This is a genomic window from Bradyrhizobium sp. HKCCYLRH2060, assembly GCF_051168135.1.
Lineage (GTDB): Bacteria > Pseudomonadota > Alphaproteobacteria > Rhizobiales > Xanthobacteraceae > Bradyrhizobium.
In genome coordinates this window covers 237,681-263,291 of sequence record NZ_JBNPUK010000010.1, presented here as the reverse complement: position 1 = coordinate 263,291, position 25,611 = coordinate 237,681, and the positions used below count along the sequence as shown (strand labels likewise).

The 25,611-nt window shown below is 64.0% G+C and carries 26 protein-coding genes; 14 read left to right on the top strand and 12 right to left on the bottom strand.

Features of this window, described 5'->3' with window-relative positions:
* Nucleotide 1: 1 nt before the first annotated feature.
* The 3 genes from ACQR10_RS20865 to ACQR10_RS20855 are packed head-to-tail and all read right to left on the bottom strand — an operon-like array spanning nucleotide 2 to nucleotide 2,880.
* A complete protein-coding gene (locus ACQR10_RS20865; protein WP_434898143.1) occupies nucleotides 2-748 on the bottom strand; it encodes a hypothetical protein in 747 nt (248 codons plus the stop codon).
* Nucleotides 741-2,603 (bottom strand): hypothetical protein, encoded by a 1,863-nt coding sequence (locus tag ACQR10_RS20860; RefSeq protein WP_434898142.1) that lies wholly within the window; start codon nucleotides 2,601-2,603, stop codon nucleotides 741-743. The genes ACQR10_RS20865 and ACQR10_RS20860 overlap by 8 nt, the downstream gene beginning before the upstream one ends.
* Before the next feature lie 22 nt (nucleotides 2,604-2,625).
* On the bottom strand, nucleotides 2,626-2,880 hold the full coding sequence (locus tag ACQR10_RS20855; protein WP_434898141.1) for a hypothetical protein: 255 nt from the start codon (nucleotides 2,878-2,880) through the stop codon (nucleotides 2,626-2,628).
* A 127-nt stretch (nucleotides 2,881-3,007) separates the two neighbouring features.
* On the opposite strand from ACQR10_RS20855, the gene ACQR10_RS20850 reads away from it, so the two are divergent.
* From ACQR10_RS20850 to ACQR10_RS20840, 3 genes are all read left to right on the top strand, one after another.
* Entirely contained in the window at nucleotides 3,008-3,514 is a 507-nt protein-coding gene (locus ACQR10_RS20850) for a very short patch repair endonuclease (RefSeq protein ID WP_434898140.1), read from the top strand.
* Nucleotides 3,423-4,949: a DNA cytosine methyltransferase gene (locus tag ACQR10_RS20845; RefSeq protein ID WP_434898139.1), complete on the top strand. Its 1,527-nt coding sequence runs from the start codon at nucleotides 3,423-3,425 to the stop codon at nucleotides 4,947-4,949. The genes ACQR10_RS20850 and ACQR10_RS20845 overlap by 92 nt, the downstream gene beginning before the upstream one ends.
* A 911-nt stretch (nucleotides 4,950-5,860) precedes the next feature.
* Nucleotides 5,861-6,295, top strand: coding sequence for a DUF2267 domain-containing protein (locus ACQR10_RS20840; RefSeq protein ID WP_316217564.1), 435 nt, complete (start codon nucleotides 5,861-5,863; stop codon nucleotides 6,293-6,295).
* Nucleotides 6,296-6,298: 3 nt separating this feature from the next.
* Here ACQR10_RS20840 and ACQR10_RS20835 read toward each other — a convergent pair whose 3' ends face one another.
* From ACQR10_RS20835 to ACQR10_RS20810, 6 genes are all read right to left on the bottom strand, one after another.
* A complete protein-coding gene (locus ACQR10_RS20835) occupies nucleotides 6,299-8,212 on the bottom strand; it encodes a nitric oxide reductase activation protein NorD (protein ID WP_434912057.1) in 1,914 nt (637 codons plus the stop codon).
* 3 nt (nucleotides 8,213-8,215) lie between these two features.
* Nucleotides 8,216-9,025 (bottom strand): CbbQ/NirQ/NorQ/GpvN family protein, encoded by an 810-nt coding sequence (locus ACQR10_RS20830; protein WP_316217566.1) that lies wholly within the window; start codon nucleotides 9,023-9,025, stop codon nucleotides 8,216-8,218.
* Nucleotides 9,026-9,085: 60 nt separating this feature from the next.
* The gene (locus ACQR10_RS20825; RefSeq protein ID WP_315804429.1) at nucleotides 9,086-10,432 is read right to left on the bottom strand and encodes a cbb3-type cytochrome c oxidase subunit I; all 1,347 of its coding nucleotides are present in this window, start codon (nucleotides 10,430-10,432) and stop codon (nucleotides 9,086-9,088) included.
* A gap of 37 nt (nucleotides 10,433-10,469) precedes the next feature.
* Nucleotides 10,470-10,922: a c-type cytochrome gene (locus ACQR10_RS20820; protein WP_315804428.1), complete on the bottom strand. Its 453-nt coding sequence runs from the start codon at nucleotides 10,920-10,922 to the stop codon at nucleotides 10,470-10,472.
* Nucleotides 10,923-11,022: 100 nt separating this feature from the next.
* Complete coding sequence (locus ACQR10_RS20815) at nucleotides 11,023-11,286, bottom strand: cytochrome C oxidase subunit IV family protein (protein WP_316177915.1); 264 nt, start codon at nucleotides 11,284-11,286, stop codon at nucleotides 11,023-11,025.
* 3 nt (nucleotides 11,287-11,289) lie between these two features.
* Nucleotides 11,290-11,868, bottom strand: a complete 579-nt coding sequence (locus ACQR10_RS20810; protein WP_316217567.1) for a cytochrome c oxidase subunit 3 family protein — start codon at nucleotides 11,866-11,868, stop codon at nucleotides 11,290-11,292.
* Between the two features lie 116 nt (nucleotides 11,869-11,984).
* Between ACQR10_RS20810 and ACQR10_RS20805 the strand changes: the two genes are divergently transcribed.
* Together ACQR10_RS20805 and ACQR10_RS20800 are read left to right on the top strand one after the other, a co-directional pair.
* The gene (locus tag ACQR10_RS20805) at nucleotides 11,985-12,140 is read left to right on the top strand and encodes a hypothetical protein (protein ID WP_315717764.1); all 156 of its coding nucleotides are present in this window, start codon (nucleotides 11,985-11,987) and stop codon (nucleotides 12,138-12,140) included.
* A gap of 53 nt (nucleotides 12,141-12,193) precedes the next feature.
* On the top strand, nucleotides 12,194-12,382 hold the full coding sequence (locus ACQR10_RS20800) for a hypothetical protein (RefSeq protein WP_315804425.1): 189 nt from the start codon (nucleotides 12,194-12,196) through the stop codon (nucleotides 12,380-12,382).
* A 6-nt stretch (nucleotides 12,383-12,388) separates the two neighbouring features.
* On the opposite strand, the gene ACQR10_RS20795 is transcribed toward ACQR10_RS20800, so the two are convergent.
* On the bottom strand, nucleotides 12,389-12,634 hold the full coding sequence (locus ACQR10_RS20795; protein ID WP_316217568.1) for a hypothetical protein: 246 nt from the start codon (nucleotides 12,632-12,634) through the stop codon (nucleotides 12,389-12,391).
* A gap of 298 nt (nucleotides 12,635-12,932) precedes the next feature.
* On the opposite strand from ACQR10_RS20795, the gene ACQR10_RS20790 reads away from it, so the two are divergent.
* From ACQR10_RS20790 to ACQR10_RS20755, 8 genes are all read left to right on the top strand, one after another.
* Nucleotides 12,933-14,351 (top strand): M20 family metallopeptidase, encoded by a 1,419-nt coding sequence (locus tag ACQR10_RS20790; RefSeq protein ID WP_315804423.1) that lies wholly within the window; start codon nucleotides 12,933-12,935, stop codon nucleotides 14,349-14,351.
* A gap of 21 nt (nucleotides 14,352-14,372) precedes the next feature.
* Nucleotides 14,373-15,938 carry an amidase family protein gene (locus ACQR10_RS20785; RefSeq protein WP_316217569.1) on the top strand — a complete coding sequence of 522 codons (1,566 nt, stop codon included), beginning with the start codon at nucleotides 14,373-14,375 and terminating at the stop codon, nucleotides 15,936-15,938.
* 263 nt (nucleotides 15,939-16,201) lie between these two features.
* Entirely contained in the window at nucleotides 16,202-16,969 is a 768-nt protein-coding gene (modA, locus tag ACQR10_RS20780; RefSeq protein ID WP_316217570.1) for a molybdate ABC transporter substrate-binding protein, read from the top strand.
* Nucleotides 16,970-16,995: 26 nt separating this feature from the next.
* Nucleotides 16,996-17,685, top strand: a complete 690-nt coding sequence (modB, locus tag ACQR10_RS20775; RefSeq protein ID WP_316177910.1) for a molybdate ABC transporter permease subunit — start codon at nucleotides 16,996-16,998, stop codon at nucleotides 17,683-17,685.
* Nucleotides 17,682-18,776: a molybdenum ABC transporter ATP-binding protein gene (modC, locus tag ACQR10_RS20770; RefSeq protein ID WP_316217571.1), complete on the top strand. Its 1,095-nt coding sequence runs from the start codon at nucleotides 17,682-17,684 to the stop codon at nucleotides 18,774-18,776. The genes modB and modC overlap by 4 nt, the downstream gene beginning before the upstream one ends.
* 205 nt (nucleotides 18,777-18,981) lie before the next feature.
* Complete coding sequence (locus ACQR10_RS20765; protein WP_316217572.1) at nucleotides 18,982-19,845, top strand: xanthine dehydrogenase; 864 nt, start codon at nucleotides 18,982-18,984, stop codon at nucleotides 19,843-19,845.
* 11 nt (nucleotides 19,846-19,856) lie between these two features.
* Nucleotides 19,857-20,447, top strand: a complete 591-nt coding sequence (locus tag ACQR10_RS20760; RefSeq protein ID WP_316217574.1) for a DUF2478 domain-containing protein — start codon at nucleotides 19,857-19,859, stop codon at nucleotides 20,445-20,447.
* A complete protein-coding gene (locus ACQR10_RS20755) occupies nucleotides 20,444-20,866 on the top strand; it encodes a winged helix-turn-helix domain-containing protein (protein ID WP_315804416.1) in 423 nt (140 codons plus the stop codon). The genes ACQR10_RS20760 and ACQR10_RS20755 overlap by 4 nt, the downstream gene beginning before the upstream one ends.
* Here the strand turns inward: ACQR10_RS20755 and ACQR10_RS20750 are convergent.
* Together ACQR10_RS20750 and serA are read right to left on the bottom strand one after the other, a co-directional pair.
* Nucleotides 20,775-21,254, bottom strand: coding sequence for a TOBE domain-containing protein (locus ACQR10_RS20750; RefSeq protein ID WP_315804415.1), 480 nt, complete (start codon nucleotides 21,252-21,254; stop codon nucleotides 20,775-20,777). The genes ACQR10_RS20755 and ACQR10_RS20750 overlap by 92 nt on opposite strands.
* Nucleotides 21,255-21,275: 21 nt before the next feature.
* The gene (serA, locus tag ACQR10_RS20745; RefSeq protein ID WP_315804414.1) at nucleotides 21,276-22,523 is read right to left on the bottom strand and encodes a phosphoglycerate dehydrogenase; all 1,248 of its coding nucleotides are present in this window, start codon (nucleotides 22,521-22,523) and stop codon (nucleotides 21,276-21,278) included.
* Between the two features lie 289 nt (nucleotides 22,524-22,812).
* On the opposite strand from serA, the gene ACQR10_RS20740 reads away from it, so the two are divergent.
* Nucleotides 22,813-25,467 (top strand): flavin-containing monooxygenase, encoded by a 2,655-nt coding sequence (locus tag ACQR10_RS20740; RefSeq protein ID WP_316217575.1) that lies wholly within the window; start codon nucleotides 22,813-22,815, stop codon nucleotides 25,465-25,467.
* Nucleotides 25,468-25,611 lie beyond the last annotated feature (144 nt).

Genomic DNA, 25,611 nt, shown 5'->3' with positions numbered 1-25,611 from the left:
ATTAGTCCTCTGTCCTGATCAGGTCCAGCATGCCGTGGTGACGGCAGAACGCGGCGCAAACATCGTCAATCCATTTGGTCGCTTCAGTCGTTTCGGACCAATCCGGCTTCTCACGCCCCGTAAGATTCTGAGCAAACCTGATCCAATCAGTGGTCCAATTTCCCTCATCTTCCTCATCACCGTCTTCAGCCTGACGATCAAGCTGTAGCATCATGAGCACTTGTCTAAGTGCAGCGGGAAGTATCAGTGCTTGGAATACTGGATCACGCTGAAAGCGGCTAACGGCTCCCGGAATCTGATTGTTGATGATAAGTGCGGGCTTTTGATCGTCATCATAAATCTCAGTTTTCCAAGGCTCCTGCCCAAGATCACGCTCGACAACCTTTAGCAGTTCGTGACGCCCAGCCTCAGCGTCTTCGTCTGCGCCAAGACGATCTCCCCGGGCAAGAACGCGGCCACTATCCGGCTCGACGACCTTAATGCGGAACTTCACCGAGGTCGGATCAAGCTCGCGTAAGATGGGGGGGTCTAAAGGGGAAATGGCTTTGACCGTACCAAAAGGAAATCGTTCATGGAGACTCTGACGATACGCCTCCACAATCACATGTGACTGGGGTGGGAGTTTAAGCGAGGAAAGGTCAATTTCGGCATTGAACTCAGCAGTTCCATCGGCACGCTGCGTTACTACGAAAGTCGCCATCCCGGAATCGATCTTCTGGCGGCCCGTACTGTTGATCCTGCTACGCATCAACGGGCTCCTTTCCGCGAACCAGATTATAGTCAACGACCAGATCTCTGCGTAGATCGAAGCCCTCGACCGCCAGTTCGAATTGCGGCTCTTCGATGGTCAACAGAATAATATTGTCGCTGGCTTCATGCTCCGCACCAGTCGTGCTCATACTAAGAGCGGCATCGGCAAAATCGAAATCAAGGCGGTCCCATTTCGGCTTGCCATACTCGACGTCGTAACAAACCGCAACTCTGACCACGGCAGGAAGCATCACCTCGATGAAGCCCGGCCCCGGCTTTATCGAAAATCCACCTTTGCGCTTCTGCAACACGAGTTTACGGTTTGCGGCCGGAAGCGGCGGCGGTCTAGCCGCATCTGGCTTTTCTTCTTGCTTCTTTTTCCGCCCCTTACCCAGAACCTTTTCCGGCGGGCGCGAAGTATCCTCAATCCAGAAAAAACCTCTCAGCGCCGCCTCATGGACACGATCTTGACCAGTCGCTAGAAATCGATGAAGGGTGCCAGGAGCATATCTGATCTGACCAAGGGTCTGGCGAGGATAGGACCAATTCTGCTTAACTCTCGCAGCTGTTGCAGCCCACTTGGTGTGAGCAGGATTCTCGGCATCTGCGAGGAACTCGCTTATTGCCTCCTCCTGTGCGACAAGCATCGCAAAGCAGCCCTGCCCGTTGAATGCAGCAGCTTCGTCTGGGACTGTAATATCGCCACGCACGTATAGAGCGGCTTGCTCCTGCCCCTGCGATGCGGCCTGGAAGAATACGGTGAACCCGGACTCGGCCACTTCGCCCTTCTTACGTGCTAGCGAAATTGGGACCTGAAAGCCGATGGTTTCCCCTTTAGAATACTGATCTCTCAAAGCTGAAATATCGGCGCCAATCATACTTTCGACAATACGCTCCTCGGAGCCGCGTGGGCGTGCACTCACCTTAACGAGCTTCGCGGAATCGAAATCATGGGCTGCATCGATGAATCCGATAAGACCTGCAGGTAAAACATCCTTCGCAATTCGCCGAACGCTCTCCGAATCGACCTTCTCGTCAAGAACATCAATTACGAGGCGCCCGGTTAGGATAGGATATGCGTAGTTCTTAACCACGAAACGCAGCAAATGATCGAGGTCTGTTTCACCCACTGGGAAGGGTACGACGACTGATAGTCCTGGCTCGGCGCATCGGGTAATTCCAAATGCCTTGCTAAATATACTGATGTTCTGTGAGTCGCGAATGGGTTGCAGACGGTCGCTACTCCAATCCCCAAAGTGCCCATGGGGAGCATAGCGTACACCATCGATAGAATGGGTACGGAGGACAGCCTGCCCCAGCAATAGCGGTGCCTCCTCCCCTTCACGCTTCGTGAGTCCAAACAGACAGCGGCTAGCCGACATCATCGGGTACACAAGCTTACCTAGTCCCCATCGCCCGTTCTTACTCCCATGCTTAAAAGAACGTCCGTGACGGAACCAAAAGGAACGAAAATTGCCGAGGTCATTTTCGTCGTCGATTTTCCCCGTTAGCCCCTCTGTCCCAAAATCTTCAATTATCAAGGCTGACGGGGCTGCGAGCATGTTCTCTGGAACACTAAAACGACTTGCTTCAAGGTGCGGCGTCAGGTCCGAAACCAACGCCCTCATGTAGTCATCGTTCAGACCGTTTCCGGCATCGACCCTCGCAAAACGGAGCCGCACCGGCTCCCTTGAGCCTACACGCCGCGCATCCTGAGAGTTCTGCGTAGCTTCCCGGACCAGCGCTTCTGTCTCTGGCACAGTCTCCGTGTTGAATTGGTCACCTTCCGTGACCTCTTGCTCAACGTCGTTGAAGCCACGTTCTGAAAATTTCCAACGATTCGCCAGAGCCATTAGGACCTCTCAGAGGCACAAACTAGAGCTTAAAATCTATGTCGTCGCTATCGCGCTGCTTGCTCTCAAACTTATTTCGCGCGAGCTTTAACTCCCTATCGAGCACACGAAAAATCTTGTCGATCTCCTCTTGGCTGTAGTCGTAATTGTTCCGGTTACTCAGGTTTGAGATTAGCCGGATGTCCTTGATGGCGCGAACCACCCTTTTCTCTGCAAGACGACGAAACCGCTGGTTCGGAGATTCACCGGCACGCCGTTCGCCCTCATCGACTATCACTCGATTTCTCATATGTCAGCAGGAACACTGTCCCACGACGGGATAGACTTCATATTCGACCATGTCAATATATTTTCACTTTGAACTCTACATTTTTGAAATGTAGTGCACACCAGACGAGACCCGAATGGCGGACACGATTACTCGAGAGCGTCGCAGCGCCAATATGGCTGCGATAAAAGGCTCAGACACCAAGCCCGAACTGGCGGTCCGCAGACTGCTCTGGGACATGGGGGTCGGATATCGGCTTCATGTCAAAGGTCTGCCTGCACGCCCCGACATCGTGATGAAGGGGCGCCGCAAGATCATTCTTGTGCATGGCTGCTTCTGGCACCGTCATAAGAACTGTCCATTCGCCTATACTCCAAGATCCCAAACAGCATTCTGGGAAGAGAAGTTTGCTAAGAACGTGGAGCGGGATGAACGCAATTGTTCTGCACTAAAGGCATTGGGATGGGACGTAATGATTGTATGGGAATGCGAGTTGGCGGACGCTAACTTGCTTCGTAAGCGAATCATTCTATTTCTCGACAGGAAGCCCAATGCGTGGAATGGCCGCACAAAGTCGAAACAGCGGCCCGGTCGTAGAAAAGCTGGCCCGACTCGCAAAAGGAGGGTGCCCACGGGTACTTGATCTGTTCTCCGGCTGCGGCGGAATCTCGCTGGGCTTCGAGCGAGCAGGATTCGAAATTGCTGCAGCAATGGAGGTCGACAGGCATGCCGCCGCGACACATGCCTTCAATTTTTTCAAAGACAGTAATCCGAAATCAGCTTCACTTCATGCCAAACCTCGCGACATCCTCGAGGTCGAACCGGATGAGTTTACAAGTGAACTCGGATTAGGGGCTGCCGAAGAGGCCTTTGATGTCGTCGTCGGCGGCCCCCCATGCCAAGCATATACGCGCATCGGCAGGGCCAAACTTCGCGAGATTGCAGCCCATCCAAATGCTTATAAGATTGATCCACGCGCCAATCTTTATCTTCGTTACCTCGAATACGTTTCCGTCACAAAACCTCTCGCAATCCTTATCGAGAATGTTCCCGATGCACTGAATTTCGGTGGCCACAACGTCATGGCTGAGATCGCTGAGGCGCTCGCGGAACTCGGCTACGACGCGAAATATTCTTTATTGAATGCAGCATTTTACGGCGTACCACAGATGCGCGAGCGCGCGTTTCTTATCGCCTATCACCATTCGATCAGAGTGCCTATCAGCTTTCCCAAACCAACTCGCTATATGAATCTCCCACAAGGATATCGTGGCGTAAGGTCGGTTGCCCTAAAACACGTTGATCTCTTCGATGGCGGAAAGTTCGTCGAGGCGGATCGGGGGTCTGCGCAATTACCATTTCCTGTTACTTGCGAGGAAGCGCTCGGTGATCTGCCGCCGATAACACTGCACCTTGAAGGCGCGCTTCGAAGGGGGGCCCGTCGCTTCGATCAGCGTGTCCCGTACGCTTTAAACGGACGAGACGTACGCGGATACGCAAGGCTGATGCGTCGCTGGCCACGATTTGGAGCAAAATTTGGTGTCTGGGATCATGTGATACGTCATCTTCCGCGCGACATCCAAACCTTTTCGGAAATGCCAAATGGAGCTGAATATCCGGCAGCCCACGCTACCGCAGTATCTATTTGGGAGCGGCGTGTAGGACTTGAGCAGAAGCGGTTGGGCCGCGCGCTATCGAAGAAGGAACGAGGGGAACTTCGAGATTCAATAGTACCTCCCTATCCGCTTGGAACGTTCCCGAACCGATGGTGGAAGTTGCTGCCTGATTTTCCCTCGCGGACCTTAATGGCTCATCTCGGCAAAGATACTTATAGCCATATTCATTATGACTCTAAACAGGCCCGCGTGATAAGTGTGCGCGAAGCGGCACGTCTTCAATCTTTTCCGGATGGTTTCCGCTTCGTCGGCACTATGAACCCTGCTTACAAACAGATCGGGAATGCTGTACCACCACTACTCGCCTGGGCCATTGCAAACGAAATTATGAAGAATCTCAGGATGGGAAGTGGTTATGAGGCTGGTGCAACTTCTGACATCGTCGCGGAAGCTGCTGAGTAAACGCTAAACCGAATAATCCGAGTAGCGCCTTAAGCTTTGGTCCAATCCCACTTGGTCGCATGACCGCCATGCGCGAATTGCCCGTCGTGCCAGTCTGCCGCAGATAAACCGCTTGCGCCGTCGGGCAAATCACCTGCACAGTTCCGCGCATCCCGCCTCATGAAGAGGGGCGTGTCGCGAACGTCACGAGACGTGGAGTGCGGGATGCGATGGACGCGACGTGTCGCAGCGGGTGTCATGCCTGCGGACGAACGGCACGGTGCGGACGGCGAAATCGCATGGTCCTGGCGCCGCGACGCTGGCGTCAAGCTCGCGACGAGGTTTCAGCCTCGCGCGGGTGACGGTGGCAAGACAGCCCGTTCACCGGGGAGAGTGCGTATAAGCCGTAACACCGTCGCGCAGGGAAGGCCGGGATGTCTCGGCCGAACCTGTGGTTCCTGCCCCGTGCATTCTTTCCGCACGGGGGCCATGGGGGCGGCGAGCTCCCGGCCTTCCCTGCGCCCTCTCCCTTGAAGAGGGTTCCGTCAAGCAAGACTCGGGCGCGATCCGCGCCGCGAGATCGCGACGTGCTGATTTGTAGACGTTCTGTTTGTCGATGGCTGTTTGTCAGAGTGAACTGCTGACCAATGTTGCGTGCCGTGCACGGGGGCACGACGATCTCCGTAAGATGACGGATGGGCTTGCCGACCGCCGGTGCCGCTCCGGCAGCCAGGGATCGTAAACGGCTGGGCAGACCGTTGACCCGCCATTTACCTCACGGTCCGACCACGACATCGTGATTTGATGCAGGTCAACATGCCCGGCCCGGACGCACCACCTACTGACAAGGCGTTCAAGCGAATCAGGCCTTGCCGTTACCTCGTTCGGCGTCCCTCGAACGGTCCTGTGCACTTGTCATCATGGAGAACCACATGAGCGAGATCGGCGTGACCGCCCTGGATCACACCGTCCAGGAAACCAACATCTGGCTGAAGGCCATCGAGCAGCGCCTCGCGCTGGCGAGCCGGCAGCAGGCCTACAATGCACTGCGTGCCGTGCTCCATGTGCTGCGCGACCGCATGCCCCTGGCCGTCGCCGTGAATTTCGGCGTCCAGTTGCCGATGCTCATTCGCGGGATCTACTACGAGGGCTGGCACCACGCGGCAACCCCGACCAAGGACCGCCATCTCGAATATTTCGTCGATGACATCTTCCGCCAACTGCCGCCGCAATTCCCGGTCGATCCGCTCACGGCGGCGCGCGGCATCTTCGAGATTCTCTGGGAGAAGCTCGATCCCGGCGAGTTCGACAAGCTGATGGCCCACCTGCCCGTGTCGCTGCGCAATCTGCGCGAGCCGGCGACGTAAGCGTCAGTGCGCCAACTGCCGGTACAGCGCCGGCAGTGCGGCCGGTAGTCGCCGGATGTTGCCGACGATGGCGTAGCCGCCGCGACCGAACAGGGTTGGAAAATACGACTGCGCCGACGCATCGATGGTCACGCCGAACACCGCGACGCCGCCGCGTCGCGCTTCCTGCACCGCCTTGCGCGTGTCCTCGATCGCGAACCGTCCCTCATAGTGATCGACGTCGTTCGGCTTGCCGTCGGTCAGCACCAGCAGCAGGCGCTTGCGCTCGGATCGCTCGGCGAGCTCGCCGGCGGCGTGACGCACCGCCGTGCCGATACGCGTGTAGTAGCCGGGCCTGAGCGCGCCGATGCGGCGCTCGACCCGCCCGCTCATCGGCTCGCCGAATGCCTTCACGGTCTCCAGGCGGACCCACGAGTTGCGCCGCGACGTGAAGGTGAGAATGCTGTGGCTGTCGCCGCAGGCCGACAGCCCATGCGCCAGCACCAGCAGCGCCTCCTTCTCGACGTCGAGGACGCGCACGCCATCGATCCATGCATCGGTCGACAGGGACACGTCGACCAGGAGAGTCACCGCGAGATCATGCGCCAGCGGGCGCATCGCGAGGTGCACGCGGTCGATGCCGCCATGGCCGGCATTGAGATCGCTGCGCGCGCGCACCAGCGCGTCGATGTCGAGGTCGTGGCCGTCGGCCTGCGCGTGCATGATCTCGTGGCGCGGTCGCAAGGTCTCGAACCTGCGCCGGACGCTGCGGATCCGCCGGCGCATCGCATCGTCCGGAGCCCACGCCTCGCCCGCTTCGGCGGCGTCGCCGGTCACGACGCGGCAATGATCCGGCAGATAGGCGCCGCTGCGATAATTCCATTCGGGATACAGCCGGCCGCTGTCGAGCCTCGCGGTGTCGACCGCCTCGGGCGGCAGATCGAGGTCGAACTTCAGCTTGCTCGCCGGCCGCCCCTTGCGCCTGGCGATCGCAAGCTCGTCGAGATCGTCGGCGGCCTTGCGGGCGTCGTCATCGTCGGTATCGTCGGACGGACGATCGACATTGACCATCTCCGCCATCGCGAGGATCTTCTCGAAGCGGTTGAGAATGAATGGATCGCGCTTGGCCGTGTCGTCGCGCTCGCGCCGCGCGAATCGCTTGCGGGTGTCGGGTGCCCCCTCCTGCTCTGCGGGCGTCTGCGTCTCGTCGTCGTCGCGCGCCGCGGCAACGGCATCGCGACCCCAGCAATCGCCCCACAGCGGACACGGCAGCATCGGCCGATAGCCGGGCGGGGCGGCCTGCGGCAACGGGCCGCCGGCGATGACCGCATTCCACAGCGCGCCTTTGGGCGGCGCGCCCACGCCGAGCAGCGCCATGACGATGTGCTCGACCTGCTGCTCGAGCCGAGGCAGCGGCCGCCGCGGCCGCGCCGTAGCCAGCGCTTCGGCGAGTTGCGCATGCGGACGCGCCAGTCCCGGGAAGCGCGCCAGCACCAGCGCGGTCGTCTCACAGGCCCGGCGCAGCGCCAGCAGATCACGCCGCAGCGGATCGCGCTCCGCGATCGGCTCGACCGCCATGGTCGCGAACCACGCCGCGAGCCAGTGATAGAGCTGCGCATTGAGCGCGCGATCCGGCAGCAGCGCGATGGTCTCCGGCAGGAACACGGTGGCGCCGTCGCGCCCGGCCTGGTCGAGGCATTCGTCGCCGAGGCCAATGCGCTGGCGCCAGCCGAGCCGATGGCCCGATTTGCGCGCCTTGGCTCCGGCGACCTGCACGCCGCTCTCGCCGCCCAGCGCGCGGAACATGACGGCGATGCGGCCGCTGATCTCGTTCAGGGCGACGGCCTGGTCCGGATGGACCGGATAGCTCGAGGTCGTGCCGACCATGCGATGCCAGGCACGGCCGACGGTCTCCTCCAGTTCGAGGAAGTCGAGCATGGCTCACCCGATCACGGCATGCGCGACCTCGCGCAGCGCGGCCTTGACGTCGGCGTCGTCGGTGAGCGGCTCGATCATCGCAGCGAGCACGGCGTCCGCGATGGATGCTCCGGCGGCGACGAGCGTCGCACAATAGACCAGCAAGCGCGTCGAGACGCCCTCCTCCAGGTCATGGCCCTGCAGCGCGCGCAGCCGATGCGCGAGCGCCACCAGCGGCCGAACGCGCTCCGGCGCCAGCCCGCTCTCGGCGGCAACCACCACGATCTCCTGCTCGGCCGGCAGGAAGCCGAATTCGATGGCGATGAAGCGCTGCCGTGTCGACGGCTTGAGCGCCTTGTGCAGCGACTGGTAGCCGGGATTGTAGGAGACCACGAGCATGAAGCCGTCGGGCGCGATCAGCTCCTCGCCGGTGCGCTCCAAGGGCAGGATCCGGCGGTCGTCGGTGAGGGGATGCAGCACGACGGTGACGTCCTTGCGGGCCTCGACGACCTCGTCCAGATAGCAGATTCCGCCCTCGCGCACCGCGCGGGTCAGCGGGCCGTCGGTCCACACGGTGTCGCCGCCCTTGAGCAGATAACGCCCGGTGAGGTCGGCGGCGGTGAGGTCGTCGTGACAGGCGACCGTGTGCAGCGGCAGGCCCAGTCGCGCCGCCATGTGCGCGACGAAGCGGGTCTTGCCGCAGCCGGTCGGCCCCTTCAGCAGCACCGGCAGGCGATGTCGGAACGCATGCTCGAACAGCGCGCATTCATGGTCGGTCGGCGTGTACGAGGGGAACGACGGGGCGGTATGGATCGCGTGCAGCGCGGGCTTCATGACAACTCTCCGTATCAGGGGGATGCAGGCGGCGGCATCGAGGCCGCCGCCTGCGGGATTTCACTCCGCCGGCTGCAGCGCGCCGGGCAGCGCAGCCTCCTTGGTGCGGCCGGGCACCAGCACGGCCCAGACGAACATCAGCGCCGCGATCGCCACGAACACGCCGGAGCCGAGCCGCACCCAGTAGAACATCGCGAGCTGGTCCTGCACGTCCATGTAGCTCTGGCCGAGCACGCGCTGCAGATGCACCTGGATGATGCCGGCGAAGGTCAGTGCAAAGGTCATCGTCATCATCGCCGTGCACATGATCCAGAAGCTCGCCATCGAGAGCCACTGGTTATACGGCGCGCGCTGGCGCAGCTGCGGCACCGCATAGGCCATGACCGCGAGGTTGAGCATCACATAGGCGCCGAAGAAGGCGAGATGGCCGTGCGCCGCCGTGACCTGGGTGCCGTGGGTGTAGTAGTTCACGCTGGACAGCGTGTGCAGGAAGCCCCACACGCCGGCGCCGAGGAACGCCATGACGGAGCAGCCGACCGACCACAGCAGCGCGGCGCGGTTCGGATGCTTGCGGCCGGCCTTGAGCGTCATCTGCACCGTGAAGATCACCATGGTGAAGAACGGCGCGACCTCGAGGGTCGAGAACAGCGAGCCGATCCACTGCCAGTAGCCGGGGGCGCCGATCCAGTAGAAATGATGGCCGGTGCCGAGGATGCCGGAGAACAGCGCAAGGCCAATGATGACGTAGAGCCACTTCTCGACCACCTCGCGATCGATGCCGTTGAGCTTGATCATCAGGAAGGCCAGGATCGAGGCCATGATCAGCTCCCAGACGCCTTCGACCCAGAGATGGACGATGTACCACCAGTACATCTTGTCGACGGCGAGATTGGCCGGATTGTAGAAGGCGAACAGGAAGAAGATCGCCACGCCCCACAGCCCGAACAGCAGGATGTTGGTCACCGTGGTCTTGCGACCCTTGAGCGCCGTCATCGTGACGTTGAACAGGAACATCAGGCAGACGACGACGATGCCGACCTTGATGATGAAGGGCTGCTCGAGAAACTCTCGGCCCTCATGGTAGTGGAAGAGATAACCGACGACGGCAGCCCCCGCGGCGCCGAAGAACATCCAGAACTGGATCTTGGCGAGCAGCGGGCTGTAGAGCTCGGTCTCGGTCTCCTCGGGCAGCAGGAAGTAGGTGGCGCCCATGAAGCCGATCAGCGACCACACGATCAGCGCGTTGGTGTGGATCATGCGGACGATGTTGAAGGGCAGCAGGACCGACAGCGTGTTCGGCAGCACGTAGATCGTGCCGGCGAGCAGGCCGAAGATGACCTGAGCGAGGAAGAGCGTCAGCGCGCCGTAGAAATACAGCATCGCGACCTTCTGGGTCTCATATCTCATCGCGGATCTCTCTCATGACGGGGGGCGGGATGCCGGCTCAGCCGGCCTTGTTCGGCGGCCAGTCCTGGCGCTTGATCGTGTCGGTCCATTGCAGGAAGTCCGCGAGATCGTTGAGCTCCTGGTCGGACAGGTTGAACTGCGGCATCTGCCGGCGGCCGGGCGCGCCGGAGGGTTGCGACTGCATCCAGGACTTCAGCATCTCGCGCGCGGCGGCCGGGTCCTGCCTGCCGCCCCAGCGGTCCCAGACATTGCCGACCTCTGGCGCGAAATAGGCGCCCTCGCCCAGCAGCGTGTGGCAGTTGATGCAGGAGTTTTTCTCCCAGACGTGCTTGCCGCGAGCGACGCCGTCGGACAGCGTCGACGCACTGGTCGAGGTCGTGACCATGTAGTAGTGGCTGTGCGCTGTGAGCCCGAGGAAGATCGCAAAGAAGAAGGCCGAACCGCCGTAGAAGACGTTCCGTGCGGCAGACTTGGTCAGGCGTTCCGCCATGACACGTCCTTTCCGTTTGGTGAAGGTCGATGGTGAAGGCAATCTACCGGCACTGCCGGGAGTCTCTTTGTCGCCGCGCAAGCAGCATGGCGATGGCGCGTCAGACCAGAGCGCGGATAGCCACCGCGAGCCCGGCGAGCGCGACCAGGCCTAGGAGCCACGATGTGAGCAGGCCCCGCCACAGCGCGGGCGCATGGCGCAGGCCGAGAAAATCCAGCACGATCACCCTGCCCTTGGCCAATGCGAGCACGAGCACGAGAGCATCGGCGAGCCAGCGATTCGGCAGCAGCAGCGAGGCCGCGAGCGTGGCGGTGGCGAGGCTCAGCAATTGAAGCCAGGCGAGCGTGAGGCGATCGCGGACCATGACTCATCCCACCAGATAGAGGATCGGGAACATCACGATCCAGACCAGGTCGACCATGTGCCAGAACGCCGTCCCGGTCTCGACGCTGTCGGGCGCGGCATGACGACCGACGACTCCGAGGATGACCATCCCGAGCACGACGTGGAGCAGATGGAAGCCCGTGAGCAGAAAATAGAGCGTGAAGAACGGCGACGTCTCGAAGCCTGCGCCGGCGGCAATCTCCCTGCCATACTCGGTCAGCTTGACGGCAATGAAGGCCGCGCCGAGCAGGATCGCCAGCATGATCCAACGCCGTGCGGTGGGCGGCGATGCGCCTCTCGCCGCGGCCGCCGCGCGCGCCGCAGCCCACCCGCTCGTCACAAGCACGATTGTGTTCAATGCGGCGAGAGGTCCGTCCAGCATGGCCTGCCCGGCCGCGAACACGACTGGATTGACTGCGCGCGCCACGACGAAGGCGCCGAGCAGCAGGCCGAAAGCGACGAGCTCGCTGAGGATCAGGACCCACATCATGGGGTCGCCCGGCAACCCGTCGAGCACGCCCCAGCGCTCCGTTGGTTCCGGTTCGTATGTGAGTGCCGACACCGCCACCTCCGATCAGATGTCGGCAAAGCTAGTCGGGGCGGCAGACATGCTCTTTGTCGGCGCACAAACAGCACGGCGCCTGGATGCGCTACGGGATCGGCATCAGGAGCATGTCCATGACCGAAGCGCAGCTCGGCCTCGTCACCGCCACCCCGATCATCATCGTGTTTGCAGCGGCGCTGCGGCGCATGGGCGTGCTGTCGACCACGGGGACGGTGTCCGCGATCGCGCTCTCCGTTGCGATTGCGGTTGTCCTGTTCACCACGCAGTAACCGGGCCTGGAACCTTTGCCGCTCTCGGGCGTCAGATCGTCCGGAGGTGCCGCATGGACGACAACCGGTTCGCAGAGCTGCTCGGAAGCGCCGCCATCGGCGTCTGGGGCGACATGCCGCGCGACATCCAGGAGGCGCTGTTCGAGACGGCGATGCGCGGTCACGACGATCTGAGGCACGAACTCGCCAAGCTGCTTCACGACCGGCATCCGCGGACACAGCATCCGCCGCGCCCGGCGTGAGCGGCCTCAGTCGCGATGATCATCAGCCCCGAACTGTGATGGTTCGCCGTAGCCCTTGCGGCTGCTGTAGAACAACAGCACCATCAGCCCGATCCCCACGATGAGCGAAAACACCACGCCGAGCGTGAGCGCGATCCAGCCCCCGGCCGGCATCGGATCGCCAGGCAGGGTCATGCCCTGATAGGCGAAGATGACGGCGGCTGCGAGAATCAGCAGCAATGCAACGATGATGGTGATCGGTCCTGCCCGCATGGCGGTCGCACTCCTGACACGAGAACAGGACGCGACCACGATCGTTCCTGGACGGGTGCGGTAACAGCGCACGGCGGCAGTTCCGAAATTTGAGGACGGCGTCCCGACCCTTCTCGCTGCGCCGCCGAAAGCATCGCGCTGCATCCCATCGCAGCATCATCTGCTCAAAGGATGACGCGCGCTCCTCCGCGCCTTGCCGCAGGCCGCATGGCTGCTCTCGCGGCGGATCGCTAGGCGTCGGCGAACTTAGCTGATAACCATACCGGCTTCCTATCGGCTAAAGAGGACAAGACCGGAGATGGACAACCGCAGCGAGATCTGGCGCGGCGTCGACGCGATCAAGACCCGTTTCATCGAGCTCAGCGACCGGGTGTGGAGCATGCCCGAGGTCTGCTACACCGAGGCCCGCTCATCTGCCGAACACCTCGCCGAGCTCAAGCACCAGGGTTTTCGCATCACTGAAAAGGTCGCGGGCATTCCGACGGCGCTGATGGGCGAATGGGGAGAAGGCGGTCCGGTCATCGCCTTCATGGGCGAATACGACGCCCTGCCCGGCCTCAGCCAGGAAGCGGGAGTTGCCGAGCATCGTCCGATCGAGACCGGCGGCCACGGCCATGGCTGCGGCCACAATCTCCTGGGCTCGGCGGCGCTGCTCGCGGCCACCGCCGTGAAGGACTGGCTCGCCGCCAACAAGGTCCCGGGACGCGTGCGCTACTACGGCTGCCCTGCCGAGGAAGGCGGCGCCGCAAAGGCCTTCATGGTGCGCTCAGGCGCGTTCGAGGATGCCGACATCGCGATCACCTGGCATCCGTCGAGCTTCTGGGAAGTGGTGATGACGCCCTCGCTCGCCAACACGCGCGCGGACTTCATCTTCACCGGACGCACCTCGCATGCGGCCGCCTCGCCGCATCTCGGCCGCAGCGCGCTCGACGCGGTGGAATTGATGAATGTCGGCGTCAACTACATGCGCGAGCACATGCCGAGCGACGCCCGCGTGCATTACGCACTGCTCGACACCGGCGGCATCGCACCCAACGTCGTGCAGGCGCATGCGCGCGTGCGCTACTCCATCCGCGCGCGCGACCTGCCCGGCATGAACGAGCTGGTCGGGCGCGTGCACAAGATCGCGCTAGGTGCCGCGATGATGACCGAGACCAAGGTCGAGATGAAGATCATCTCGGCGGTCTCCAACATCCTGCCCAACACGCCGCTCGAAGAGGCGCTGCACGGGATCATGGAAGAGCTCGGGCCGCCGCATTTCGATACGACCGACAAGGATTTCGCCGGGCAGATCCAGGCGACCCTGACCGACAAGGACATCGAATCCGTCTACTACAGCATCGGCATGGACCCGACCGACAAGCCGCTGGCCGACTTCCTGGTGCCGCTGAACGCCAAGCGCAATCCGCAGATCGGCTCGACCGATGTCGGAGACGTCAGCTGGGTGGTGCCAACGGTGCAGGTGCACGCGCCGACGGTGGCGATCGGCACGCCGTTCCATACCTGGCAGGTCGTCGCGCAAGGCAAGACGCCGGCCGCGCACAAGGCGATGGTGCAGGCCGCGAAGGCCATGGCCGGTCTCGGCATCAAGGCGTTCAATGAGCCGGCGCTGATCGCAGCCGCCAAGGCCGACCTGAAGAAGCGGACACAGCGCACGCCCTATGTCAGCCCGCTGCCCGCCGAGGTCGAGCCGCCGCTGACCATGTCGGTCGTTTGAGAGAGAAACTGGGGGGACACGATGGCGAAGACAGCGACAAAGAAGAAGCCGGCGGCGAAGACCGCCAAGCCGGCTCCGAAGCGCGCGGCCGCGCGCGCCACGGCCAACAGGAAGCCCGCAAAGGCGAAGCCGCAGGCCAGACCACAGGCGAAGGCAGCCGAGCCAAAGCCGCGGCTGCCGAAAGGACCAGTCTGGCAGTGGTCGGCGCTCGACACCGCCGCTGCGATCCGCTCCGGCGCGATCTCCTCGGTCGAGGTGACCGAGGCCCATCTCGCGCGCATGCATGAGGTCAATCCGAAGCTGAATGCGGTCGTCGTCGATCTGTCCGAAGAAGCCTTGAAAGCTGCGCGCGCCGCGGACAAGGCGCGCAACAAGGACGGCCTGCTGCATGGCGTGCCCGTCACGATCAAGGAGAACGTCGACTACGAGGGACGGCCAAACCCCAACGGCGTTCCGGCGCAGATGGGGATCATCGCGCCGTCGGACGCGCCCGTCGTGCGCAACCTCAAGAAGGCGGGCGCGATCGTGCTCGGCCTCACCAACACGCCGGAATTCTCATTCCGCGGCTTCACGGACAACCCGCTGCACGGGCTGACCTTGAACCCGTGGGATCCCGAGATCACCTGTGGCGGCTCGTCGGGCGGCGCCGGGGCTGCGGTCGCCGCCGGCATCGGCACCATCGCGCATGGCAACGACATCGGCGGCTCGCTGCGCTGGCCGGCGCATTGCAACGGCGTTGTCACGATCAAGCCGACGCAGGGGCGCATCCCGGCCTATAATGAAAGCGCCGCGGCCGAGCGGCCGATGCTCGCGCATCTGATGTCGTCGCAGGGGCCGCTGGCGCGCAGCGTCGCCGACGTCAGGCTGGCGCTGGAGGTGATGAGCCGGCGCGATCCGCGCGATCCCTGGTGGGTGCCGGCCCCGCTCGAGGGCGAGACGCCCAAGCGGCCGATCAAGGTCGCGCTCGCCAAGATTCCTGATGACATGGACGTCGATCCCTCGGTGCAGGCCGCGCTCCGGCAGGCCGCGGATCATCTGGAGCGCTCCGGCTACCGGGTCAGCGAGGTCGAGGTCCCCGACATCTCCGGCGTCTGGCAGACCTGGTGCGACGTCATCACCACCGAGGTGGTCGTGATGCAGGAAGCCAAGATGCTCGCCGTCACCTCCGAAGACTTCCACAAGGCGTGGGGCGGGATGCGGGCCAAGGCCGAGATCCTCGACCTCGCAGGCTGGATGAACGCGACGGCGCAGCGCTCCACCTATATCCGCGCCTGGCAGATGTTCTTCGAGGAGTATCCGGTGGTGCTGGCGCCAACGACGGTCAAGCCGACGCCGGGCCCGCGCGAGGACACGGTAAGCCCGGAGCGCGTGCGTGATATCTTCTTCAACGAGATCCGCTTCATCTCGGCCATCAACGTGCTCGGGCTGCCCGGCGCGGTGGTGCCGGTGGCGGTTCACAATGGCCAGCCGATCGGCGTGCAGCTGATCGCCGGCCGCTATCGCGAGGACCTCGCGCTCGATGCCGCCGCGGCGATCGAGAAGCGCGCGGGCATGCTGGTGCGGCAGCTCTGGGAGCGGATGGCTTAGTCTCGCGCCGGCCCGAAGACCCCTGGTTCTCGGGCCGTCACGTTTCCGACATCGCTTCAGCCTCGATTGTCGAAAGTCGAACACTGACGCCCATCGCGTTTGCCCGAGGGAGCCCCTCGGGTTGACGGGACGTCGCCGACCTGTCTATTTTGATGTATACGAATGAATATAGCACGGCATCGGTACGGGCCGCTGCGCCGGAACGGGACTTGCAATTCACCGAAGCGAACCCGTCTCTGTCGATATGAACGAGGACAATTGTGATGAGATCGATGCGCTTCGTCGCCGCTGCTCTGTGCGCGGCTGCCGCTCTCCTGACTGGGGCAAACGCGTTTGCCGGCAGCGCCAACATCGCCGTGGCCGCCAACTTCACCGAGCCGGCGAAGGAGATCGCCGGCCTGTTCAAGGCCAAGACGGGACACGAATTGGTGCTGAGCTTCGGCGCGTCCGGACAGTTCTACACCCAGATCAAGGAGAACGCGCCGTTCGCGATCCTGCTCTCCGCCGACAACGAACGGCCTAAGAAGCTGGTCGACGAGGGCCTCGGCGTCGCCGAGAGCCGCTTCACCTACGCCATCGGCAAGCTCGTGCTGTGGAGCAAGGACCCGAACGCGGTGAAGGGCGAGGAAACGCTGAAGGCGAACGCGTTCAACAAGCTGTCGATCGCCAATCCCACCGCCGCGCCCTATGGCGCGGCCGCAGTGGAGACGCTGAAGGCGCTCAAGCTCTATGAAGCGATCCAGCCCAAGATCGTGCAGGGCAACACGATCTCGCAGGCGTTCCAGTTCGTCGATACCGGCAATGCCGAGGTGGGCTTCGTCGCGCTGTCGCAGCTGATGCCGAATGCCGGCGGGTCGCGCTGGCTGGTGCCGCAGACCCTCTACACCGAGATCCGCCAGGATGCCGTGCTGCTGAAGGCATCCGCCGGCAACGAGGCGGCGACTGCGTTCCTGACCTTCCTCAAGACTCCGGAAGCCCGTGCGGTCATCGAGAAGTTCGGCTATGCTCTGGACCCGAAGTCCGGCAGCTGAGCGCCCACGTCGATGAACTTCCAGGGATGAACTTGCACGTCTCGGCCGATATCTGGCAACCGGTCAGCCTGACCCTCGAATTGGCAGCGATCACGACCGTCATTCTGATGATCGTGGGAACACCGATCGCATGGTGGCTGGCGCGGTCGCAGGCGTGGTGGAAAGAGGCCGTCGCAGCCCTGGTGGCGATTCCACTGGTGCTGCCGCCGACCGTGCTCGGCTTCTATCTGCTGGTCGCGCTCGGCCCGAGCGGTCCGGGCGGGGCACTGGCTTCCTTGTGGGGCGCACGCACCCTCGCCTTCACCTTCCCAGGCCTCGTGATCGGCTCGGTGCTGTTCTCGATGCCGTTCGTGGTGCAGCCGATCCGCAACGCCTTCGAGGCCATGGGCGAGAAGCCCCTGGAAGCAGCCGCCACGCTGCGGGCCTCGCCCTGGCGCGCGTTCTGGACGATCGCCGTGCCGCTGGCGAGCCCCGGCTTCCTCACCGGCGCGATCCTCGGCTTTGCCCACACTGTCGGCGAGTTCGGCGTCGTGCTGATGATCGGCGGCAACATTCCCGGCAGGACGAAGGTGCTGTCGGTCGCGATCTACGACTACGTCGAGACCTCGCAATGGACCGAAGCCTCCGTGCTGGCGCTCGGCATGGTCGTGTTCTCTTTCGGCGTCATTCTGACGATGATGCTGATCGAGAAGAAGATGACGCGACGGGCGTCATGAGCACCGTCAAGGTCGATTTCCGCGGTACGCTCGGGCGCTTTGAGCTGAACGCGCGGTTCGAGGTTCCGGCGCGCGGCGTCACCGCGATCTTCGGCCCGTCCGGCTGTGGCAAGACCGCCGTCATGCGCAGCATCGCCGGCCTCAACCGCCTGGACGGACGATGCTCCGTCGCCGGCGACGTCTGGCAGGACGAGAAGACCTTCCGCCCGGTGCACCGGCGCCCGATCGGCTACGTGTTCCAGGAAGCCAATCTGTTTCCGCATCTCTCCGTCCGCCGCAACCTCATGTACGGCCATCCCGGCCCGTCCGGCCCCACCGCCATCGGCTTCGATGAGGTCGTGTCGCTGCTCGGCATCGCCAAGCTGCTGGAGCGCTCGCCGCGCCATCTGTCCGGCGGCGAGCGGCAGCGCGTGGCGATCGGCCGCGCTCTGCTCAGCCAGCCGAAGCTGCTGCTGATGGACGAGCCGCTGTCGGCGCTCGACCAGATGACCAAGGACGAGATCCTGCCCTATCTGGAGCGCCTGCATGCCGCGCTCGACCTGCCGATCCTCTACATCAGCCACGATATCGCGGAGGTCGAGCGGCTCGCCGATCAGCTGGTGCTGATGCGCAATGGCAGCGTCCTGGCTTCGGGCCCGCTGTCCGTGCTCCAAGCCGACCTGACACTGCCGCTCGCGCTCTCCCGCGATGCTGCGGTGAGTCTCGACGCCACCGTTCTGAAGCACGACGCCATCGACGGCATGGTGACGCTTGCGGTGCCCGGCGGGCATTTCGTGCTGCCGGCCGAGCCGCTTGCGTCCGGAACACGCCGCCGCCTGCGCGTGCTGGCCGATGACGTCAGCCTCGCCGTGGAAACGCCGAGCCGCAGCACCATCGTCAACGTGCTGCGCGCGAAGATCCTGGAAATCCGCAGCCAATCGGACCACCGCGTCACTGCCCTGCTCGGCCTCGGCGAGGACGGTGAGGGCGCGCGATTGCTGTCGCGGGTCACCCAACGCTCGTGGAACGAGCTCGGCCTGCAGGCGGGGCTTGCCGTCTACGCCCAGGTCAAGGGCGTCGCGCTGGTTCGGCGCGAAGAGCCCATCGTCTGATCGGCACGCGCCGACCTCCCCCACCATCACGACATGTTGTATAAGCGACAATATAGCATCAGATGTTATATCCTAAACAATACAGCTTTGGATCAGACAAGCCGAGGCCTGCCTGCTTTTCCTCAATGCAATGAACAAGTTGGTCGGCGCCTAACGATCTGGCCCGCGGCTTGCTCATTCGATCTCGCAACACGAGGTCATCAGCATGAAAGCCGCCGCCGTCACCTGGCATCCGAACGCGCCCAAGCCGCTCGCGCTGGTGCTGGGCACCAACGAGATCGCCTCCGCGATCGCGGCCAAGCTCAACCAGGCGTGCTTCGCGCTCGTCCTTTGTCACGACGCCTTTCCGCCGGTGATCCGACGCGGCATGGCCTTTCACGACGTCCTGTATGGTGAGACGTGCGACATCGACGGCGTGATCGGCTGCCGGGCCGAGGGCATCGCGGACGTCGTGCGCATTCATCGCGAGCCAGGCCGGGTCGCCGTCACCGGGATGCATCTTACCGACATCATCGCGTTCCGCTATCCCGCAGTCATCGTCGATGCACGGATGCAGAAGCATCTGGCGACGCCGGATCTGCGCGGCGTCGCCGGCATCGCCGTCGGCATTGGGCCGCGCTTTGCGGTCGGGCACAATTGCGACATCGCGGTCGAGACACATCCTTGCGAGACCGGCGCGATCGTGGCGCACGGCACGACGCGCGATGCGGACGGCAAGGCACGCGATCTCGGCGGCGCAGGCCGCGAGCGCTTCGTCTATTCCGATCAGGATGCCGTCTGGCATACGCCGCTCGACATCGGCACCCGCGTCTACAAAGGACTGCAGCTCGGATCGCTCGGCGGCACGCCGGTGCTGGCGCCGCTCGATGGCGCACTGCGCGGCATCGCGCGCGACGGTCTGCGCGTGCCGGCCAACGTCAAGCTGCTGGAGATCGATCCGCGCGGCCGCCACGCCGCATGGACCGGCATGGACGACCGCGGGCGATCGATCGCCGCGAGCGTCGTCTCGGCTGTCCAAGAGATCATGCGAACCGGTCGGAAGGCGGGCCGCGTCTCCGCCAATGCGTGAGGAGGACTGCCATGGGTGTCGCTGAGGTCGGGACATGTCAGATCGTGGCGCTGCAGGGCGCTGCGTCCACCGTCATCCAGGAGTTACTCGATGAGTTCGCCACGCGGCTCGCAGGCATGGGGCTGCGCGTCTCCGGCGTGATCGAGAGCAGCGTCGACAAGACCAGGCCGTGCAAGGCCATGATGCTGCGCAGCCTCGACGACAACCGCATGTTCTCGATCTCGCAGGATCTCGGCCCGGGATCGCAGGCCTGCAATCTCGATCCCGAAGGATTGGTGCTGGCCTGCGCCGCCGTGCAGCAGTCGATCGCGCGTGGCACGGATGTCGTGATCCTCAGCAAGTTCGGCAAGCAGGAGGCGGCGGGAGGTGGCCTCGCCGACGCCTTCGGCTCGGCGATGTCAGCCGGGCTTCCGATCATCACGGCGGTATCGCCTGCGATGATGGAGGCGTGGACGCGCTTCGCCGGCGTGTTCGCCGAATGCGTTCCGGTCGAAGTCGCGCGCCGTGCCGGCTGGATCGAAGCGTGGTCCGGCCGCATGGTGACAGCGCAGAGCCCGCGTGACATGATCGGCTCACAACGCGAGCGGATCGGAATAGGATGAAGCGCGAAGCTCAGATCGCATTGACCATCACTTTCGGCAACGGCGGAAGTCTGTCGCCCGAGGATCTGCTGCTGATCGACTTCATCCGCCGGGAGCGCTCGATCCTGGGCGCCGCGCGCGCGAGCGGCATCTCCTACCGCAAATGCTGGCTGATGGTCGATGCGCTCAACCGCACCTTCGAGACGCCGGTGTTCGAGACCCATCCCGGCCGCCGCGGCGGCGGCGCCGAGATCACGCCGTTCGGCGAGCGGCTGATCGCGCTGTATCGCTCGATGGAGCGGCGCACCCGCACGGCCACCGCTGCGGCGCTCGTCGAGCTGCAGAAGGCTACCGATCCGCGCTATCAGAAGCGGGCCAGCGGCGCGGCCGAGGCAGCTCCGAAGGCCGAACCGCGCCGGGTCCGATCGCGACGCTCTTGATCATCGCCCAGGCCGATAGATCCGGCTCCAACGCCAGCCGCTCGACCGATTCCAAGGTCACGAGCGCGTGGAGCCTGGTCGCACCGAGATCGAACGTCACGCGCACATAGGGCGGATCGAGCGGCAGGATCTCCTCGATCCGGCCCGGCAGCCGGTTGGTGATCGACACATCCATCGGCCGCGACAGCGCGATCGAGACGTCGCGGGCCTCGATGGTCACGGAGACGCCGGCGTCAACAGCCGCATCGACCATCGGCACGCGCAGCTCGCCGTCGGCGAAGAACAATGTCGACATGCCGTATTGCGGATCATGGCGCAGCACGCGCGCCGGCACCGTCGTGCTGAGAACGACGGACGAGGCTGAAGACGATGCAGACGAGCCGGTCATCGCGCGGCAGCCTCCACAGCCTCAGGGCCGGTCGTGATCGTACAGGACGCGCACGCGGATCGTGCCCTCCACCGCGCGCAGCTCCGACAGCAGCGCCTCGCCCTCACCGCCGACCACGTCGGTCTCGAGCACGACATAGCCGACCTCGGGATCGGTCTGCAGATATTGCGCAAGGATGTTGATGTTGTGCCGCGACACCGCATCGTTGACCTGGCGCAGCACGCCCGGCACGTTCCGGTGGACATGGATGAAGCGCGTGCCGGTCGGGCGCGCCGGCAACTGCACCTGCGGGAAGTTCACGGCGCCGAAGGTCGAGCCGACATCGGAATAGTCGATCAGCTTGCGCGCAACCTCGCCGCCGATGCGGTCCTGCGCCTCCTCGGTGGAGCCGCCGACATGCGGGGTCAGGATCACGTTGGGCAGGCCCTGCAGCGGCGAGACGAACGGATCGGCGTTCGAGGCCGGCTCGACCGGAAACACGTCGACGGCGGCGCCTGAGAGCTTGCCCTCGCGCAACGCGCTGGCCAGCGCCTCGATGTCGACTACCGTGCCGCGCGAATTGTTGATCAGATAGGCGCCGTCCTTCATGTGACGGATCTGGCGCTCGCCGATCATGTTGGCGGTCGCCGGCGTCTCCGGGACATGCAGCGACACGACGTCGCTGATCGCCAGGAGCTCGTCGAGGCTCTCGACCGGCTCGGTGTTGCCGTGGCGGAGCTTGTCGGTGAGATCGAAGAAGATCACCCGCATGCCCATGGCCTCGGCGAGGTTCGACAGCTGCGAGCCGATGTTGCCGTAGCCGACAATGCCGAGCGTCTTTCCGCGCACCTCTCGGCTGCCATTGGCGGACTTGTCCCAGCCGCCCGCATGCGCCGACACCGAGCGCGGGAAGATGCGGCGCATCAGCATCACGACCTCGGCGATCGTCAGCTCGGCGACGCTGCGGGTGTTCGAATAGGGCGCATTGAACACGGGGATGCCGAGCCGCTTCGCGGCATCGAGATCAACCTGGTTGGTGCCGACGGAGAAACAGCCGACCACCATCAGCCGATCGGCGGCCTGCAGCACTTCCTCGGTCAGATGCGTGCGCGAGCGAATGCCAAGCATGTGCACGCCCGACAGCATACGTTTCAACTCCGCCGAACCGAGCGCCTTCGGCAGCCGTTCGATTTCCGTATAGCCGTTGGCCTCGAACATGCGGACGGCCGAGTCGTTCACGCCCTCGAGGAGCAGAACGCGGATCTTTTGCTTGGGCAGCGATAGCGGCATGGGCCTGGCCTGATTCAGTCGTGGAGGTGGCGTAGTGTAGCGGTTGTTACAGTCGCGATGCGTTGAAACTTGGTGAATGCGACGCGGCAGGGTGGCTTTCTGTCGCTTTCTCAGGGTCTTGTCCACTCCGTCGCGGCCTTTTGACCGGCGATGCAAAATCAGCGCCTGGCATACCTGCCGCGCTGCACGGTCCGCACTGCAACAACCGCAGATCGTTGTTTTGGCTGCTGACAAACCATGCGAGCAGAGCTAGCCTTTCCTCCAATCACAAAATCATCGGGAGGTCAGCATGTCAGACGGGATTGTCGAGACACGCGCGTCGGAGGCGTCGGGCGGTGAAACGCAGACGGTCGATGTCGCCGTCGTGGGGGCCGGATTTGCAGGGCTTTACCTGCTGCACCGTCTGCGCAAGGCGGGCTTCTCGACCGTCGCTCTGGATACGGCCAACGACGTCGGCGGCACCTGGTACTGGAACCGCTATCCCGGCGCGCGCTGCGACATCCAGACCGTCGACTACAGCTACACCTTCGATCCCGAGCTCGAAAAGGCCTGGCAGTGGTCGGAGAAATACGCCACCCAGCCGGAGATCCTGCGCTATCTCGGCTTCGTCGCCGATCGCTACGATTTGCGCCGCGACATCCGCTTCGGCACCCGCGTGCTCGGCGCCGCCTGGGATGAGGCCAGGGAGCGCTGGCTGCTGACGACCGACCACGGCCCTGCCGTGTCCTGCCGCCACTACATCATGGCGACCGGCTGCCTGTCGCAGCCGAAGCCGCCGGAGATCGACGGCGTGCACGACTTCAAGGGCGAGATCTACTTCACCAGCCGCTGGCCGCATGATGGCGTGGACCTCCGCGGCAAGCGCGTGGCCGTGATCGGCACCGGCTCGTCCGGCATCCAGTCGATCCCGATCATCGCCGAGCAGGCCGCGCAGCTCACGGTGTTCCAGCGCACGCCGAATTTCGCGCTGCCGGCGCATAACGGTCCGCTCCCGGCCGATCGCGCCGCGCAGCTCGCGGAGGATCGCAAGGGGCTGCGCGAGCAGGCACGCTGGTCGATGACCGGCGTGCCGATCCCGCCGGCCACCGAGTTCAGCTGGGCGCTGAGCGAGGCCGAGCGCCGCGAGCGCTTCGAGAAGATGTGGGCCTCCGGCGATCTCGTCGGCATGCTGACGCAGCTCTGGGCCGACCAGGGCGTCGATGCCGACGGCAACGCGCTGCTCGCTGACCTCATCCGCGAGAAGATCCGCGAGATCGTCAAGGACCCGGAGACGGCCGAGGCGCTCACGCCTCACGACCATCCGTTCGGCGCCAAGCGGCCGTGCCTGGACACCAACTACTACGCCACGTTCAACCGCCCGAACGTGACGCTGGTGAACCTGCGCAAGGAGCCGATCGCCTCGATCACCGCTGGCGCGATCACAACCGACAAGCGCAGCTTCGACATTGATGTCATCGTGTTCGCGACCGGCTTCGACGCCATGACCGGCGCGATCCGTGCCGTGCATCCGATCAAGGGCCGCGGCGGCAAGTCGCTCGACGACAGCTGGGCTGATGGCCCGGAGAGCTATCTCGGACTGACCGTCGCCGGCTTCCCCAACCTGTTCCTGATCACCGGTCCCGGTAGTCCATCGGTGCTGTCGAACATGGCGGTGTCGATCGAGCAGCATGTCGACTTCGTGGTCGATCGTCTCGCCGCGATGCGCGACGCCGGCTTCACCACCATCGAGCCGACCGAGACCGCGCAGGCCGGCTGGATGCGCCACATGGCGGACTGCTCGACGGTCACGCTGCACCGGCTCGCCAACACCTGGTACACAGGCGCCAACGTGCCGGGCAAGCCGCAGACGCTGATGCCATACACCGGCGGCGTCGGGCCCTATCGCGGCATCTGCAACGAGGTCGTCAGCCGCGGCATGCTCGGCTTCAAGCTCACGGGCCCGAACGGTGCGAGCCAGTGCAACGACGGCGAGATCGTGAAGCTGCAGCCGGATGTGCGGCTGGTGCTGAACATGCTCACCGAGATGAACCTGCCGCCGATCGAATCGATGGGCGCGCAAGGCGCACGCGACTTCGTCGCCGAATTCAACAAGGCCCGACCGCCGGGCCGCCCCGTGGGCGAGGTCAAGGACGGCACTCTGCAAGGCGCCGAGGGCCCTCTTGCCTACCGCCTCTACCGTCCGGCCACGCCCGGGCCGCATCCGATCGTCGTGTATTTCCATGGCGGCGGCTGGGTGCTCGGCGACGAGCAGTCGGACGATCCGTTCTGCCGCGACATGTGCCGCCGCTCCAACATGATCTTCGTCAGCGTGAACTACCGCCACGCGCCCGAGCACCGCTTCCCGGCGGCGGCCGAGGACGGCTATGCAGCGGCGCGCTGGGTCGCCGAGCACGCCGCCGAGCTCGGCGGACGCGACGGACCGGTGCTGGTGGCCGGCTGGAGCGCCGGCGGCAACATCGCAGCCGTCACCTGCCAGCTCGCGCGGGATCGCGGTGGGCCTGCGATCGGCGGGCAGCTGCTGGTCTGCCCGGTGACCGATTGCAGCTTCGATCGGCCGTCCTACGCCGAGAATGCCGCCGGCTACTTCCTGACGCGCGGGCTGATGTTCTGGTTCTGGGACATCTATTGCTCGCCGGCGGATCGTACCGATCCACGGGTGTCGCCGCTGCGTGGTCAGCTCAGCGGCCTGCCGCCGGCCTACATCGTCACCTGCGAGTTCGATCCGCTGCGCGACGAGGGTGTCGCCTATGCGGAAGCGCTCGCCGCCGCCGGCGTGCCGGTTGGGCAGCTCAAGGCCCACGGCCACTTCCACTCGTCGTTCACGATGGTCGACGTCGTGATCACCGGCGTCGGCGGCCGCATGCAGATGGCCGACGCGCTGCAGGCGTTCACCCAGTCTGCGGAGGAAGGCGAATCGCCGGAGATCAACGCCGCCGCCAGCTGACGCGCGGAGCCTGCGGCCGAGCCATATCGCAATGGCCCGCAACTTTGCGGGCCGTTGCCACGACGCGCAGCTTGCGCCGGATCGTCCACGCCGTCACCGAGACAACCAGCCGGCCGTTACGGTGACGAAGGCTGTCGCGACGCT

What these genes read in the sequence shown, in the direction of transcription:
- modC (WP_316217571.1), top strand. Translation starts at nt 17,682, where the DNA reads ATGAGCACCGTCAAGGTCGATTTCCGCGGTACGCTCGGGCGCTTTGAG.
- ACQR10_RS20795 (WP_316217568.1), bottom strand. Translation starts at nt 12,634, where the DNA reads ATGCGGGCAGGACCGATCACCATCATCGTTGCATTGCTGCTGATTCTC.
- serA (WP_315804414.1), bottom strand. Translation starts at nt 22,523, where the DNA reads ATGCCGCTATCGCTGCCCAAGCAAAAGATCCGCGTTCTGCTCCTCGAG.
- ACQR10_RS20845 (WP_434898139.1), top strand. Translation starts at nt 3,423, where the DNA reads ATGCGTGGAATGGCCGCACAAAGTCGAAACAGCGGCCCGGTCGTAGAA.
- modA (WP_316217570.1), top strand. Translation starts at nt 16,202, where the DNA reads ATGAGATCGATGCGCTTCGTCGCCGCTGCTCTGTGCGCGGCTGCCGCT.
- ACQR10_RS20805 (WP_315717764.1), top strand. Translation starts at nt 11,985, where the DNA reads ATGACCGAAGCGCAGCTCGGCCTCGTCACCGCCACCCCGATCATCATC.
- ACQR10_RS20765 (WP_316217572.1), top strand. Translation starts at nt 18,982, where the DNA reads ATGAAAGCCGCCGCCGTCACCTGGCATCCGAACGCGCCCAAGCCGCTC.
- ACQR10_RS20785 (WP_316217569.1), top strand. Translation starts at nt 14,373, where the DNA reads ATGGCGAAGACAGCGACAAAGAAGAAGCCGGCGGCGAAGACCGCCAAG.
- ACQR10_RS20820 (WP_315804428.1), bottom strand. Translation starts at nt 10,922, where the DNA reads ATGGCGGAACGCCTGACCAAGTCTGCCGCACGGAACGTCTTCTACGGC.
- ACQR10_RS20760 (WP_316217574.1), top strand. Translation starts at nt 19,857, where the DNA reads ATGGGTGTCGCTGAGGTCGGGACATGTCAGATCGTGGCGCTGCAGGGC.
- ACQR10_RS20830 (WP_316217566.1), bottom strand. Translation starts at nt 9,025, where the DNA reads ATGAAGCCCGCGCTGCACGCGATCCATACCGCCCCGTCGTTCCCCTCG.
- ACQR10_RS20750 (WP_315804415.1), bottom strand. Translation starts at nt 21,254, where the DNA reads ATGACCGGCTCGTCTGCATCGTCTTCAGCCTCGTCCGTCGTTCTCAGC.
- ACQR10_RS20755 (WP_315804416.1), top strand. Translation starts at nt 20,444, where the DNA reads ATGAAGCGCGAAGCTCAGATCGCATTGACCATCACTTTCGGCAACGGC.
- ACQR10_RS20835 (WP_434912057.1), bottom strand. Translation starts at nt 8,212, where the DNA reads ATGCTCGACTTCCTCGAACTGGAGGAGACCGTCGGCCGTGCCTGGCAT.
- ACQR10_RS20825 (WP_315804429.1), bottom strand. Translation starts at nt 10,432, where the DNA reads ATGAGATATGAGACCCAGAAGGTCGCGATGCTGTATTTCTACGGCGCG.
- ACQR10_RS20865 (WP_434898143.1), bottom strand. Translation starts at nt 748, where the DNA reads ATGCGTAGCAGGATCAACAGTACGGGCCGCCAGAAGATCGATTCCGGG.
- ACQR10_RS20790 (WP_315804423.1), top strand. Translation starts at nt 12,933, where the DNA reads ATGGACAACCGCAGCGAGATCTGGCGCGGCGTCGACGCGATCAAGACC.
- ACQR10_RS20860 (WP_434898142.1), bottom strand. Translation starts at nt 2,603, where the DNA reads ATGGCTCTGGCGAATCGTTGGAAATTTTCAGAACGTGGCTTCAACGAC.
- ACQR10_RS20850 (WP_434898140.1), top strand. Translation starts at nt 3,008, where the DNA reads ATGGCGGACACGATTACTCGAGAGCGTCGCAGCGCCAATATGGCTGCG.
- ACQR10_RS20840 (WP_316217564.1), top strand. Translation starts at nt 5,861, where the DNA reads ATGAGCGAGATCGGCGTGACCGCCCTGGATCACACCGTCCAGGAAACC.
- ACQR10_RS20815 (WP_316177915.1), bottom strand. Translation starts at nt 11,286, where the DNA reads ATGGTCCGCGATCGCCTCACGCTCGCCTGGCTTCAATTGCTGAGCCTC.
- ACQR10_RS20740 (WP_316217575.1), top strand. Translation starts at nt 22,813, where the DNA reads ATGTCAGACGGGATTGTCGAGACACGCGCGTCGGAGGCGTCGGGCGGT.
- ACQR10_RS20800 (WP_315804425.1), top strand. Translation starts at nt 12,194, where the DNA reads ATGGACGACAACCGGTTCGCAGAGCTGCTCGGAAGCGCCGCCATCGGC.
- modB (WP_316177910.1), top strand. Translation starts at nt 16,996, where the DNA reads ATGAACTTGCACGTCTCGGCCGATATCTGGCAACCGGTCAGCCTGACC.